We start from the raw sequence: 13,537 nt of genomic DNA, 5'->3' as shown, positions 1-13,537 counted from the left end.
ACTTAATGATTATGTTTTGCTTTTCGTTTAACGATGACGACAATCACAAGTAATAAAATGACTACTCCTAAAACGGTTATAAACAGGCGATTCTTTTCACCAGTATTTGGCAATAGTTTTTTCAATAGGCTATTGTCTTTTTGAGTTGGCTCTTCTTTTTTAGCTGTTCCTTCTGACTTAAAGGCATTGTTAGTAATTGGGTAAACAGCTGAATACGTTCCTGCTTCGTCATTTAAAGCAAATAGATATCCGTTAGCATCTGCTTGTAATGTAAAGTAACCTTGTGCGTCTGTTAATGCTTGGCGTACAGTATATGGTCTAACTTGTTTCACATCGGTCGGATCAATCGTTCCATCGATTCGATTGTTGTCCGCTTGAATAGATACATGCGGTACTTCTTGCCCGGCTTTGTCCAAGACACGTCCTTTTATTAAATTGCTACTCTCATCAAAGGAAACAAACTCAAGATTATATGATGCAGCATCTTCAATCACAACATATTTAAACTCGCCAGATGTCTGTAATTCTCCTTCGATCGTATGGTTGATAAACGTAGCATTTACGTAGTTCATCCCTAATTTATCAGTTGATGGTGTATCTATAAAGCTAAATGTGTCATACGGTGCATGATGAAATTGTGAATTAGCTTCTAACATGCTTGTCGTTAACTTTTCGCCTCGATATAATAAAATTGATGTCGGAATTGTCTCACCTTCTGCAAGTCCAGCTTTACTTAAGACTGAGTATTTGAACAGACCTACGGCTTCTTTCTTACCAGCATCATCTGTAATCGTAAAACTCGCTTTCACTGCTTGTGGTCCTATTTTATCTGTTACTGGTTCTCCCAAAAGTTTGAAATTGGTAAATGGTTTTTTATTTGCCTTTGCGTGTCCTTCAAGCATTTCTGCTGTTATAACATCATTTACGTAGATTTTGATCTTCCAATCGAACACTTCTTCTTCAGCTGATGAACGTTTTACAACCTGATATTCAAACATTGCTGTATTTTCTACACTACCTTCAGGTCCATGAGCAGTGAAACTTGCTTTTACATAATTTGTCCCCAATTTCTCAGTCGAAGCTTCTTCTAATAATTTTACATTATCATACGGTGCACTTCCTTCTTGCATATTAGCTTGCAGCATTTCAGCAGTCAGCTTATCACCTTGAAGTAAAAATAAAGAAGTCTTGATCACCACTAATTCTGCTTTAGCTATTGGTGGTGTATCTTCTGAATTTGTAGAGCTTGTAGTGCCTTCCTCTGATGGTGCTGATGAAGAAACATTCATCTCCTCACTTGTCTCTGTCGTTACAACTTCCTGTAACTCTCTATCTGAACTAGTCTGCTCTCCTTCTGCAAAACTAGTAACAGGAACCAGTCCTCCCAACAAAATAAAAAATAGCATAATCTTTTTCACTTTTATTCCTCCTATCGTTTTCTGTAACACCATTGTAACATAAACGTAATGATAGACAAGACTTTTCCTGGTTTTTATTTCAGCTTAATATTTTCTTAAACACTGTTAATACTTTATTTCAAAAAACAAAAATTTATTATATATGTTCTATATTACAAAAATGTTACAAATAATGAATTGAATAGGTAAATATAAATAAAAAAACAGCTGAGAAATAACTCTATGAGTCAACTCTCAGCTATTAAAATTCAGATAATCGATGGGTGTAAATGTAATTCTTTCCTATTTTAAAACTAAACTTCTGTCCGTTCTTCTTTTATTTCCTCTAGAAATACTTGATTATTCTCTTTTCTCATCTTATAAATCTTGGCAATATTTATGACCAATGTTTTAATCACCGCATAAACAGGGATACAGATCAACATACCAATGATTCCGCCAACACTACCCGATGCAATCAAAACTAAAATGATTGTAAGTGGATGAATATTCATTGATTTGCCCATTAATAATGGCTTGATTAAATTTCCATCCAACTGTTGAATCACAAGGATTGATACCATCATATATAACGCCTGCCACGGAGAAATGAATAAACCGACTAAAACAGCAGGAACTGCGCCAATAAAAGGACCAACATAAGGAATAATATTGGTGATCCCACAAAAAACAGCAAGTAGCAGACTATACGGTTGTTTAAAAATCGTCATAGCAATAAAACTTAATCCGCCAATGATCAACGCATCTAGAACTGTACTGCTAATATAAGCAGACAAAGTTTGGTTCATTTCTTTAACCGTTTGACGAAGCTCACTTCTGATACTATTTGGGAAGAAGTGAGACAAGGCATCCAAAAACTTATGACCATCTTTAAACATAAAAAATAAAATAAACGGTACTGTAAATAATAGTATAAAGAATTTCATTAACATACTGACAATTTTAGATAGACTGCTCGTAACACCAACGATTGCAAAATTCAAAATATTTGTGATCGTAATGTTTGCCTTATCTAATTGCTCTTGAATATTCACTCCTTTTAGCTCTTCCAGATTTCCAATATCTTTTAACCAACGGTTCATCTCTTCAGCATAACCTGGAATCGACTGAGTCAAGTCGACAAATTGATTGACCAGCTGCGGAACCACATTCATGATCACAAGCGCGATCAATACTACTAAGATAAAAAAAGAAAGTAGAAAACCTACGATTCTAGGAACTCCACGTTTTTCAAGAAACACAACGATCGGATCAAACATATAATATAAAAAACCCGCTATCAACAACGGCATGAAAACAGCTGAAATCATACCTAAAACCGGACTAAACACATTGGGCATCTTCAGCAAAAAGAAAATACCGATAATCGTTAAAACTATTTCAGTTGTCCAAAATAATAATTTTGATTGTTTAAAAAAAGAACCCATACAAAACCTCCAATGATCTTATACCTTCATTTTATCATTCTTTTTACCTCTAAAAAATGTTTTTTTACAGTTATTACTTTTTAATCAAAAGATATTTGCGTTGTTCTTTCTGATTTCCAACCTCCATTCATGATATACTTATCTTGATTTTAGGAGGCAATCCATGACTATTTTAGTTTATCAATTATTACTGGGATTTTTTGTTAGCAGTATTATTAGCTTTTTTTCGTATATTTATCATTTATTAACTAAATCTGGAAGTCTTGCGGTCATTACTGTCGGAACCGTCGTTTGCGCTTTTGGGAGCTGGCAAACTTGGGTATTGCTGATTTTGTTATTTGGTAGCTCTGGTTTGATTTCAATACTTAAAAAACCAATAGCTATAAGTAATGAGGAGACTCTAATTGCAAAAGATCAGCAAAGAGACGGCTGGCAAATTCTTGCAAATGGTCTTCCAGCGATTGTGTCACTCATTCTTTTTTACTTCACTGAAAATCAATTATTTTTAATCGGCTATGTAAGTGCGATTGCTGGAGCTACAGCAGATACTTGGGCATCTGAAATCGGAATAGTGAGCAGACACACACCGCGATCGATTCTTTCATTTAAACCAATTGCTCCCGGATTATCAGGTGGTATTTCGTCACTTGGAACATTTGCTTCCCTAGTAGGCAGCGGGTTGATTGCTGGAGCTTTCTGGTTACTCTCTAGCCTGTCTATTACGCAGACCGTCCTATTTTTTTGGATTCCGTTGATTTGTGGTTTTGCTAATTCCTTGATCGATAGCATTTTGGGAGCTGCCTTTCAAGTAAAATATCGTTGTTCGATTTGTGGTCAGATCACAGAACGCACTGAACACCATCAACTGCCCACACTCAAACTAAGTGGTCTCTCTTGGCTAACGAATGACTGGGTCAACTTTATTAGTGGCTGCTTAACCGTTCTTTTAAGCTGGTTACTTGTTTATTATTAATTAGAAAGTAGATTTTTTGGGATATGTCTTTGAACTTGAGAGAAAAGCATTTATTCAGATAAAAAATTGGACAGAAGTGGTTATTCTCGAAAGGATTGCTTCTGTTTCCACCGTTTATCTGGATTCCACATGAGTGGTATAGTTTCATGCTCAGTTGTTTTACTTAATCTTGTGGTTGGTCAAATGCTAACCAGGCGGAGTTTTGTAATATTTTTGTGAATGGATAAATCCTCGATTACTTCAGCATAAGTCATCCCTCTAGGTAAATCGATCGTATAAATATTTGTATAAATCTGTTCTTCGCCAACTAAAATCACATTAAAATTCACATCTTCTATCTCGATCTTGTGCTCTTCAAAATAGCGATTAATAAATTCCTTGGTCTCTTGTTTATGCAAATATCGAATCTCCAGCTTTTTAGTCGTTGGTACATGAATGATTTTTTTTACCAAAGTCAATGCAATAAAAATTCCAATACTGCTGGTAATAGCAATCGAGTAATAGCCCATACCGATCGAAATCCCTAAACCCGCTACGGCCCAAAGTGATGCTGCAGTCGTTAGTCCTGTTACAGATTGTTTGGTCACAATAATCGTTCCTGCGCCTAAAAAACCAATCCCGCTAACCACTTGAGCAATCAGCCGAGCTTGATCTGAACGAATCACACCAGTCAATTCAGGATGGTTCGTAGCATCTTCTAACGCACTTGCTGCAATCTCAACTTGAATCAAAGCAATAATCGCTGCTCCCATACAAACTAGAATGTGAGTCCGCATTCCTGCCGGTCGATTTTTATACTGTCTTTCAAAGCCAATAACTCCACCGATCAGCATCGCCAAGCTCAATCTTACAATAATCTCTTGTATTGTTAAATGTACATCCATTTGATCATTCCTCCTCTAGCTCTTCACATTCATTATAGCACTATTTTCATGTCGTGTTTTTCGTTCAAACCTGGATAAAGAAAAAAAAGCCTGACAGCAAGAATAGCTCTTACTGTCACGACTTTTACTTTATAGTCTATAATTTACTTGCTGCTGCTTCGTCGATAATGACAACCACATCTGAATGGTTTTGTAATGCACTTGCTGGCAAGTCTACTGAAACTGGTCCATCGATCATGCCTTTGACTGCATCGGCTTTTGCTTCTCCATAAGCAATCAAAATCATTTTCTTACCTTTCATGATTGAACCGATCCCCATAGAAACAGCTCTTGTAGGTACATCTTCTACTTTTTCAAAATTACGTTTATTCGCATTAATTGTAGATTCTGTTAACTCTACTACATGAGTTAGGCTATCTAAAGGAGTTCCAGGCTCATTAAAACCAATATGACCATTTTGACCGATCCCTAAAATTTGAATATCGATTGGATTGCTATCAATGATGCTCTCATAGTGAACACACTCTGCTTCTAAGTCAGCTGCCTTACCATTCGGTACATACGTTGCTTTAAAAGGTTTTTTATTGAATAATTGATCATTCATAAAGTAGCGATAGCTTTGATCGTCTTCTCCGCCTAAGCCAACATATTCATCTAAGTTGACAGAAACCATGTTTGAAAAATCTAAATCACTTGCTGTCATTTCTTTATATAATGTTTCTGGTGTACTTCCTGTTGCAAGACCTAAAACCTTTGCTCCATTGTCCATACCAGCTTTAATCAATTCAAATGCCTTTTTGCCGCCTTCTTCAGCGTTTGCTACTTTAATAATTTCCATTGAAATTGCTCCCTTGTCTCATTTTATTTGGTATAGTCCAATTATAACACCCTAGATAAAAGATTTCTAGTAAAATATCAATAGAAAATAAAAAAACAGATTCGCAACTAAAAAATAGTTTTGAATCTGTTACTAGTTAGCGATTAAATCAATAATTACCAGTATATTGCACATTTTCAGCTGAATTTGGATCTGTATAGGTGCCAGTCACATCATTAGCTGCAACGTCCTGTCCATAACCATAAGTTCCTGATGCATCGCTTGTACCAGAACCATACGCCCCAGTGCCGCCAACATAGTTATTATAGTTAGCAGTATCTTTCGCTTGCATCTCGGTATTTTCAGGAAGACCTAATTGTGCACGTAGGTCTGTTTGCGTTTTATATAGTTTTTCCGGATCAAGTATTTGGTAATAAATGCCACCAATTTCCTGCCCTTCACCTTCTAATTGTAAAGAATCAATATCTTTAAATGCAGGCATATATTTTTTCTGAATGTCTACCATATTATCCCAAGTCAAATCTGTTTTGACATTATCTTTTACAGCATCTAAAATCTGTCTATATTTTGTCAGACCATCCAAACTGATGACTTTGTTTACGATTTTTTCAACGACTTCTCGTTGACGTCTTTGACGTCCTATATCCCCTTCTGGATCCTCTTCACGCATACGTGCATAAGCTAAACCAGTTTCACTGTCAAGCTTGATATGTCCTTTTGGAACTGTAATGCCATCTAAGGTAAACTCAAAAGGATTATCTACTTCGATCCCACCAACAGCATCAATTAAATCTTTCAGACCTTTCATATTGATCGATACGTAGTTATCGATTGGAATATCCAGTAAGTTCTCTACTGTGTCAATCGCCATCTTCGCTCCACCAAACGCATAAGCATGGTTCAATTTATCCTCTGTACCATAGCCAACAATATCTGTTAAAATATCTCGGTCCAAGCTGATCATCGTTGATTTTTTTTCTTTTGGATTAATAGTAACCACCATTGTAGTATCGGAACGACCTTGTTCAGTTCGACCCAAATCTCCTGTATCGATACCCATCAATAAAACAGAAAAAGGCTCTTGTGCATCAATGTTCACGGCTGTTTCTCTTCGTTTAGAGGTCCGATCAATCGATTCATACACGCCCTCTACTGTACCAGATGCATCAGAGTACATTTTGATTCCGTAGGCACAAATACCAGCAACTGAAACAAGTACTAATCCTAGAGCAGTTAGTATTACTTTTTTCCATAGGTTCATAAGACACTTCCTCATTTTTTGCAAGAATAATTCATGAAATCTATTTTCTCACAATTTCAATCATGTCGCAACATTTTTGAAGAATTGGCATGATAACTTAATGTAAATGTAAGATAATAATCATAGAAAAAAGAGAAGTTAGTCCCTTCCAAATAAATCCCTTGTATAAACTTTCTCTTTCACGTCCTCTAATTCATCCTCAAAACGATTCGATACAATTACATCTGACATCGTCTTAAACTCTTCCAACTCTTTGATCACCTTTGAATTATAGAAGGAGTCTTCTTTCAACGTAGGTTCAAAAACCACTACCTCTATCCCTTTTGCCTTCAATCTCTTCATGATCCCTTGAATAGATGAGTATCTGAAGTTATCAGAATTTGCTTTCATTGTAAGTCTGTATATTCCAACAATATCCGGTTGTTTTGCTAAAATCTGTTCGGCTATAAAATCTTTTCTTGTTGTATTTGCATCAACGATTGCCCCAATAATATTATTAGGTACTTGATCATAGTTTGCCCGTAGTTGTTTGGTATCTTTAGGTAAACAGTAACCACCATAGCCAAAAGAAGGATTGTTATAGTGAGAACCGATTCTCGGATCTAAGCCCACGCCTTCAATGATTTGTTTTGCATCTAAACCACGCACTTCTGCATAGGTGTCAAGTTCGTTGAAGTAAGCTACTCTTAAAGCTAAGTAGGTATTTGAAAATAATTTAACTGCTTCTGCTTCTGCTGAATGCGTTAAAAGAACTTCACAGTTTTGTTCCACAGTATTTTTAAAAAACATATCTGCAATTTCTTGTGCTCGCTCAGAACATTCGCCGACAATTATTCTAGAAGGATATAAATTATCATAAAGAGCTTTACCCTCTCGAAGAAACTCTGGAGAAAAGATGATGTTATCAGTATTGTACTTTTTCTTTAAAGAATCTGTATAGCCTACAGGAATTGTTGATTTGATAATGAAGCAAGTCTCTGGTTTAATCGCTAAAGCTTTTTCTATCACCGTTTCAACTGTAGAAGTGTCAAAATAGTTTTTCTTCTCATCATAATCTGTCGGTGTTGCAATGATCAGGTAGTTAGCGAATTTGACAGTCTCTTCAAAGTCATTTGTAAATGTAACGTGTAAATCTGATCTTTCCAAAAAAGCGCTGATTTGCTCATCTTCTATTGGTGATACTCGATTTTTTAAATTTTCAATTTTCTCATCCAATAAATCATATGCTTTAACATTTTCTCTCTGCGCTAATAATAGGGCATTCGCTAATCCAACATAGCCTAAACCTACAACAGATATCTTCATATTTATCCTCCAACCTTTCCTATCATTTTTTCAAGTTTTTTCAACTTCTCTTTAGAGTCTATTTCTGATTCTCCTATAACCCCCATATAAAATTTCATTTTCGGCTCTGTGCCAGAAGGCCGTACTGCGATCCATGATTCATCTTTAAAAAAAATTTTGATGACATTGGATTTAGGTAAACCACAGTCCCCTATAGAATAATCTAAAATTTTTTGTATATCATTTTCTAATTTAAATTCTTCTGATAGATCTCTAAATCGATTCATTAACTTCTTCATTTTTTCTATCCCTTCTTGTCCAGTTAGGTGAATAGAAAGTTGTTTTTCTTTATAATAACCATAATCTTCGTAAAGACTATTTAAAACATCAAATAATGTAAGTCCTTCATTAGCATAATATGCTGCCATTTCAGCAATCATTAACGTGGAACCTACTCCATCTTTATCTCTTAGAACAGTGCCAATCAAGTAACCATAGCTTTCTTCATAACCTGCAATAAAAGAGGCTGTGGATTTTCTTTTGTTGATTTGTTCCCCGATGTACTTAAACCCTGTTAATGTGTTAACAGTTTCAACAGCAAATCTTTCTGCAATTTTAGAGCCTAGCTCACTTGTGACAATAGTTTTAGCTATATAAGGATTTTTCTTCTTTGATAGATCTTTATCGTTTGATAATAGGTAATAAATCAATAGTGCACCAAGTTGATTTCCATCTAAAGCTTTATAAATGCCTGAAGATACTTTTGCCAAAACACCTACTCTATCGCAGTCTGGATCAGTTCCTATAATTAAATCAACATCGTTTTCCTTTCCGACCTCTATTGACATATTAAATGCAGATTGTTTTTCTGGATTAGGTGATTCAACTGTAGAAAAATTACCATCTTCTGTTAATTGCTCTGTAACTGTATAAAGTTTCTTGAATCCGACTTCTTTTAATAGTCGAAAAATTGCATCTCTTCCAGTACCATGTAACGGAGTATATAAAATTTTGAATTTCTCTCCAAAATTTTTAACTAGATCAGGAAAGCATAAAAGCGTCTTTTCCGATTCTATAAACGCCGTATCAACTGATTCATCCACTCGTTGAATTAATGGATCCTTTGAATATGATATACCAATTTTAGAATAATCAACAATCTGATTTATTTCATTTATGATCATTTTAGCCAATTGAGGTCCTGCTTGACAACCAGTCTCATCATATATCTTATACCCATTATAATTTGATGGATTGTGACTTGCAGTTACGACAATTCCACCGATTGCATTCAAATATGGTATTGCAAATGATAATTCTGGAGTTGGGGTAACTTTTTTGAAAAGATATGATTTTATACCATTGAAGGCCAGTGTTTGAGCTATCTCCAGACTAAATACATCCGATAAATATCTAGTATCATAAGCAATTACTATACCTTTTTCTTTTGCTTCCTCACCATACTTGTTTAGTAAAAAATTAGCATAACCTTGTGTGATTCTTCGAACTGTATACTTATTCAATCTGTTTGTTCCCGCACCAATAATCGCCCTTAATCCGCCAGTACCAAACTCTAAATTTTTATAAAATCGTTCTTCTATTTCTTTCGAATCAAATCGAATAGATGATAGCTCCTTTTTAGTCTGATCATCAAAATAGGGTGATGCTAGCCATTCATTGTATCTATTTTGATATGCTTCCATTAAACTGGACTCCCTTTTTCCCTTTATTTTTCTACTATAATCAAAAACTTAAATTTCGATACTGATTGAACTAATACTTTTTTATTATTGCTACCAACAACTAATTGCTCATCTATTATTTTGTTTGAATCATTATAAAAAATATGTCCTGTTCCACTTAATTTTAACAACTTGCTATTTTCACACATAGTAATTTCAAGTTCTTTTTCATTTTCCATTTCATATAAAATGACTTCTATATCATCTGTAAAGGTCAGTTGTTTCTTAGTACCCCATAATTCCTCAGAATAAGCTTTTTTTTGAAAAAAAGTCTTTGGTATTTCTTTAACTCTAGGACTCTCTTCTTTAGATGATACTAAAATTCCATCAGAACTAACAGATACGACTGCATTTGGAATATCCAGAACTGCCACAGGAATGTCTAACTCATTTAGAACATGAGTATTAGGACTATCAATCATTTCGATCATATTACCTACTTTATTCACACTCATTTCATCCGTCAATGTATTCCAAGTACCTAAGTCTTTCCAATACTCACTATATTTTAAATAGCCAATGTTTTCTTGTTTTTCCACAACTTCATAATCAAAACTATTTTTAGGTAATTGTTCATAATTTAACAATAATTCATCATAATCCACTGTAATATTCTTTTCAACTAAAATATTTAGTATTGTTGAAATCTTAAAAGCAAACACTCCCGCATTCCACATAGCACCTTTATCAATCAATTTTTTTGCATAATCTTTATTAGGTTTCTCTACAAATTCAGAAATCTCACATGAATTCTCTTTAAGTGGAACAATATATCCATACTTTTCTGATGGAAGTGTTGGCTCTATTCCAATTAATCCAATCGTAAAATCAGATTCCAAAAGTAACTGCTCAAGTTTTAAAAACGCACTAAAAAAAGTTTCAGTAACATAAGGATCTACAGGAGAAATAATCACAACTTCATCTTTAGAAACGCCTAACTTACTGTAAAGATACGAGCTTGCCAAGGCAATTGCAGCAAACGTATCTCTTTTAGATGGTTCAACAATAATTTGATTATCTCCAATTTCTAGCTGTTTCTTTAGGATTGCTTCTTGATTGCTACTTGTTGCAATGAATGTATCATCGTGAAGATTGATACTTTCAATTTGCCTCCAAACTCTCTGTACCATCGACTCGTATTCAGATCCATTTTGGAGTAATTTAATAAATTGCTTCGATCTTTGATCGTTTGATAGCGGCCATAATCGTTTACCTGATCCACCTGAAAGTAGTATTAACTTCATTTTTTGACTCCTATTCTATTAAACGGTAATTCTACTTTACTCGCTTTTTTAAAATCATTTCTTTTACTAAATTAAAAATAGATAAAACTAAGTTTTTATTCACAAAAACAGATATTATGAACATTAAAATTTCTCCAACCAGTAACGTCCATCCACTTAACATAAATAATATGATAATCTGTATGAAGATTAATAGATTATTTAAAATTAAATTTTTTATATTTAACTGAATATGAATATACTTTTTAGTATGTTTAACTCTTATTAACCATAAAACAAAAAAACTAATTGATGAACTCAAACCAGCTCCGTATAATCCTAACTTTGGAATCAGAAACAAATTCAAACATATATTCATTACAGCCCCAATACTCGTTGTATATAAGGCTCCTTTTGTGGCTTTAGCAGCTATATAATTCGTTCCTAAGAAACTTGAAAAACTGGAATAAGCAACTGTAAGCAATAAGAAAGGAACATATCGCCAGGCAATTGAAAAATCACCGCTCATAGTAAATTCTATAATTGGTTTTACGATTACCAAAATCGATGTGATTCCCAAAAATAATAATTGAGAATATAAACTAAATACATTTGTATAGAACTGAGACTTCCCTTCTTGCTCATACTCTTCTATAGCAGATAATTGCCACGATTGATAAAAAAGCGAATGTAGTGTAGTTAGTAAGACCGGGATTTTATTAGCAACTGCAAAAATACCGTTAGCCGATGCACCTAAAAAAAATAGTATGAAGTAACGACTTACCATGTTGGTGAACCATATTGCAATAGAATTAGGAATCAAAGGTATACTATATACCAACATTTTTTTCATATAATGATAATCAATATAGTTTTTATTAAATATAGTTCTTAAATCAAGTTTGAATGAAAAAAACAGTATACTTACTACGTACGTAATTACAATTGATATTAAATAACCAGTTATTCCATAATCAAAGATGAGCAACAATAATATATTCATCAAGGATGTCACTATGGTCATTAAAATACCATTAAATGCATATTCTTTTAATAAGCCTATCGCTTTAGCATATTGTGAGAGTAATGATTGTACGGACTGTAACATTAAAAGTAATAGAAGAAAAAACAAATTACGGTTATCTAAAAAAATACTTATTAATAAAAGTACAAATAAGAATATATTACCAAAAAAAGTAACAGCAAGTGAATTAGAAAAAATTTTATTTTTATTACTCTCAGAATCCATTGCAAAGCGGAGTACGCTTTCAAAAACACTTAATGTCACTACTGGTAATAATAATGTTACAGTAGTGCTTATTAAATCTGCAGTTCCATACTGCTCGGTTGTCAATTTATACGTATATAATGGTAGCATGATAAAAGAAATCAATTTGCTTCCAAGATTTCCTATAGCAAAAATCACCGAATTTCCCAATAATTTTTTATACTTTCCATTCTGACTCATTGTATCACTCTCATTATCTTTTGATAGTCATCTCTTTGTGATTTGGGACATTTAACACCTTCATCTGGTATCTGCCCTACCACAATAAACATTATCAAATTCTCAAACTCTGAGACATTCAATATGCGTTTGATTTCTTGCTCTTTAGTATGATTCATCATAGCATTCAATGCACACGCTCCTAGTCCTTCATACTCTAAAGCATAAAGTAGACTCATTGAGAACAGACCACCATCTATAAAACCTTCATTTCGTTCATTTACTGATACAAAGGCTCTATTATCGGTACTGACTAATAACAGAATAGCTGGAAGCTTATAACCTTTATATCCTCCTTGTATATTGAGTATTGTTTCCATAACCTGCTTATTCTTTATAATATAAACTCTATTTGGCTGACGGTTACAAACTGTCGGTGTTTTCATCGAAATATTTATTGCACTTTCAATGCTCTTCATGTCAACTTCAACATCAGAAAATTCTCTAATACTTGTTCTTTCTTGACTTATCTCATAAAAATTCTTTTTCTTCGAATCTTTTTTATCCTCCTTTTCAAGAAAAATCGTGCCTGATAAATGTTCATCCGATAGTTTAACTTCATTTAAAATATCAACCGAAAAAATGTGATTCAAATGAACAGGCTCTATCTCCTGCTCTTCATGATACTTTTTATAATTTTTCAACGATGAAAGTGCGATCTTATAACGAATATTAGATTTAGAAAAGCCATAGCTATTAAATGTTTCAAGCGCTTTTGATAGTTTTAATAACGCATTTTCTCCAAAATTTGGTCGAAAGTTCTCATGACTCAACCCTTTTTCAATTGAATGGGCTGCAAACATCAATTGAGACTCTATTTGAGCTTCAGTATTGCTAGAAATCGCGCCAATAAATTTTTTATAATCATAATTGTATGAAGTTTTCAACACTTTTTTTTCTCGCATCACTCTATACTTAGTTTTCATCTTTTGAGGAACAACTTTTTTTACTGCATTTTTTAAATAGTTCATTACAATCCT

Annotated in this window: 11 protein-coding genes; 1 reads left to right on the top strand and 10 read right to left on the bottom strand. The window is 33.8% G+C overall.

The genetic code is table 11. The features are described 5' to 3' along the window. Positions 1-2 precede the first annotated feature (2 nt). Positions 3-1,418 (bottom strand): carboxypeptidase-like regulatory domain-containing protein, encoded by a 1,416-nt coding sequence (locus tag BCR25_RS17715; protein ID WP_069664938.1) that lies wholly within the window; start codon positions 1,416-1,418, stop codon positions 3-5. Between the two features lie 293 nt (positions 1,419-1,711). Then, positions 1,712-2,845 carry an AI-2E family transporter gene (locus BCR25_RS17710; protein ID WP_069664937.1) on the bottom strand — a complete coding sequence of 378 codons (1,134 nt, stop codon included), beginning with the start codon at positions 2,843-2,845 and terminating at the stop codon, positions 1,712-1,714. Positions 2,846-3,008: 163 nt separating this feature from the next. On the opposite strand from BCR25_RS17710, the gene BCR25_RS17705 reads away from it, so the two are divergent. Then, positions 3,009-3,818: a DUF92 domain-containing protein gene (locus BCR25_RS17705; protein ID WP_069664936.1), complete on the top strand. Its 810-nt coding sequence runs from the start codon at positions 3,009-3,011 to the stop codon at positions 3,816-3,818. A gap of 179 nt (positions 3,819-3,997) precedes the next feature. Here the strand turns inward: BCR25_RS17705 and BCR25_RS17700 are convergent, their stop codons facing one another. The 8 genes from BCR25_RS17700 to BCR25_RS17665 form a co-directional block, all read right to left on the bottom strand. Beyond that, the gene (locus tag BCR25_RS17700) at positions 3,998-4,702 is read right to left on the bottom strand and encodes an MgtC/SapB family protein (RefSeq protein WP_069664935.1); all 705 of its coding nucleotides are present in this window, start codon (positions 4,700-4,702) and stop codon (positions 3,998-4,000) included. Positions 4,703-4,838: 136 nt separating this feature from the next. Next, positions 4,839-5,540 carry a glucosamine-6-phosphate deaminase gene (gene nagB / locus BCR25_RS17695; protein WP_069664934.1) on the bottom strand — a complete coding sequence of 234 codons (702 nt, stop codon included), beginning with the start codon at positions 5,538-5,540 and terminating at the stop codon, positions 4,839-4,841. A 148-nt stretch (positions 5,541-5,688) separates the two neighbouring features. Then, on the bottom strand, positions 5,689-6,801 hold the full coding sequence (locus tag BCR25_RS17690; protein WP_069664933.1) for an LCP family glycopolymer transferase: 1,113 nt from the start codon (positions 6,799-6,801) through the stop codon (positions 5,689-5,691). A 138-nt stretch (positions 6,802-6,939) separates the two neighbouring features. Next, positions 6,940-8,106: a nucleotide sugar dehydrogenase gene (locus BCR25_RS17685; protein WP_069664932.1), complete on the bottom strand. Its 1,167-nt coding sequence runs from the start codon at positions 8,104-8,106 to the stop codon at positions 6,940-6,942. A gap of 2 nt (positions 8,107-8,108) precedes the next feature. After that, positions 8,109-9,788, bottom strand: a complete 1,680-nt coding sequence (locus BCR25_RS17680; protein ID WP_069664931.1) for a phospho-sugar mutase — start codon at positions 9,786-9,788, stop codon at positions 8,109-8,111. Positions 9,789-9,811: 23 nt separating this feature from the next. After that, positions 9,812-11,071: a sugar phosphate nucleotidyltransferase gene (locus BCR25_RS17675; RefSeq protein WP_069664930.1), complete on the bottom strand. Its 1,260-nt coding sequence runs from the start codon at positions 11,069-11,071 to the stop codon at positions 9,812-9,814. A 31-nt stretch (positions 11,072-11,102) separates the two neighbouring features. Continuing rightward, the gene (locus BCR25_RS17670; RefSeq protein WP_069664929.1) at positions 11,103-12,518 is read right to left on the bottom strand and encodes a lipopolysaccharide biosynthesis protein; all 1,416 of its coding nucleotides are present in this window, start codon (positions 12,516-12,518) and stop codon (positions 11,103-11,105) included. Further along, positions 12,515-13,528, bottom strand: coding sequence for a nitroreductase family protein (locus tag BCR25_RS17665; protein WP_069664928.1), 1,014 nt, complete (start codon positions 13,526-13,528; stop codon positions 12,515-12,517). The genes BCR25_RS17670 and BCR25_RS17665 overlap by 4 nt, the downstream gene beginning before the upstream one ends. Positions 13,529-13,537: the final 9 nt, after the last annotated feature.

The sequence above is a fragment of the Enterococcus termitis genome, assembly GCF_001730305.1.
Lineage (GTDB): Bacteria > Bacillota > Bacilli > Lactobacillales > Enterococcaceae > Enterococcus_L > Enterococcus_L termitis.
The sequence above is the reverse complement of the archived record's forward strand: the minus strand, read 5'-3'. Positions and strand labels throughout refer to the sequence as shown.

Bases quoted from the DNA above. Each gene is read 5' to 3' on its own strand.
- BCR25_RS17710 (WP_069664937.1), bottom strand. From the start codon at position 2,845: ATGGGTTCTTTTTTTAAACAATCAAAATTATTATTTTGGACAACTGAA.
- BCR25_RS17705 (WP_069664936.1), top strand. From the start codon at position 3,009: ATGACTATTTTAGTTTATCAATTATTACTGGGATTTTTTGTTAGCAGT.
- BCR25_RS17700 (WP_069664935.1), bottom strand. From the start codon at position 4,702: ATGGATGTACATTTAACAATACAAGAGATTATTGTAAGATTGAGCTTG.
- nagB (WP_069664934.1), bottom strand. From the start codon at position 5,540: ATGGAAATTATTAAAGTAGCAAACGCTGAAGAAGGCGGCAAAAAGGCA.
- BCR25_RS17690 (WP_069664933.1), bottom strand. From the start codon at position 6,801: ATGAACCTATGGAAAAAAGTAATACTAACTGCTCTAGGATTAGTACTT.
- BCR25_RS17685 (WP_069664932.1), bottom strand. From the start codon at position 8,106: ATGAAGATATCTGTTGTAGGTTTAGGCTATGTTGGATTAGCGAATGCC.
- BCR25_RS17680 (WP_069664931.1), bottom strand. From the start codon at position 9,788: ATGGAAGCATATCAAAATAGATACAATGAATGGCTAGCATCACCCTAT.
- BCR25_RS17675 (WP_069664930.1), bottom strand. From the start codon at position 11,071: ATGAAGTTAATACTACTTTCAGGTGGATCAGGTAAACGATTATGGCCG.
- BCR25_RS17670 (WP_069664929.1), bottom strand. From the start codon at position 12,518: ATGAGTCAGAATGGAAAGTATAAAAAATTATTGGGAAATTCGGTGATT.
- BCR25_RS17665 (WP_069664928.1), bottom strand. From the start codon at position 13,528: ATGAACTATTTAAAAAATGCAGTAAAAAAAGTTGTTCCTCAAAAGATG.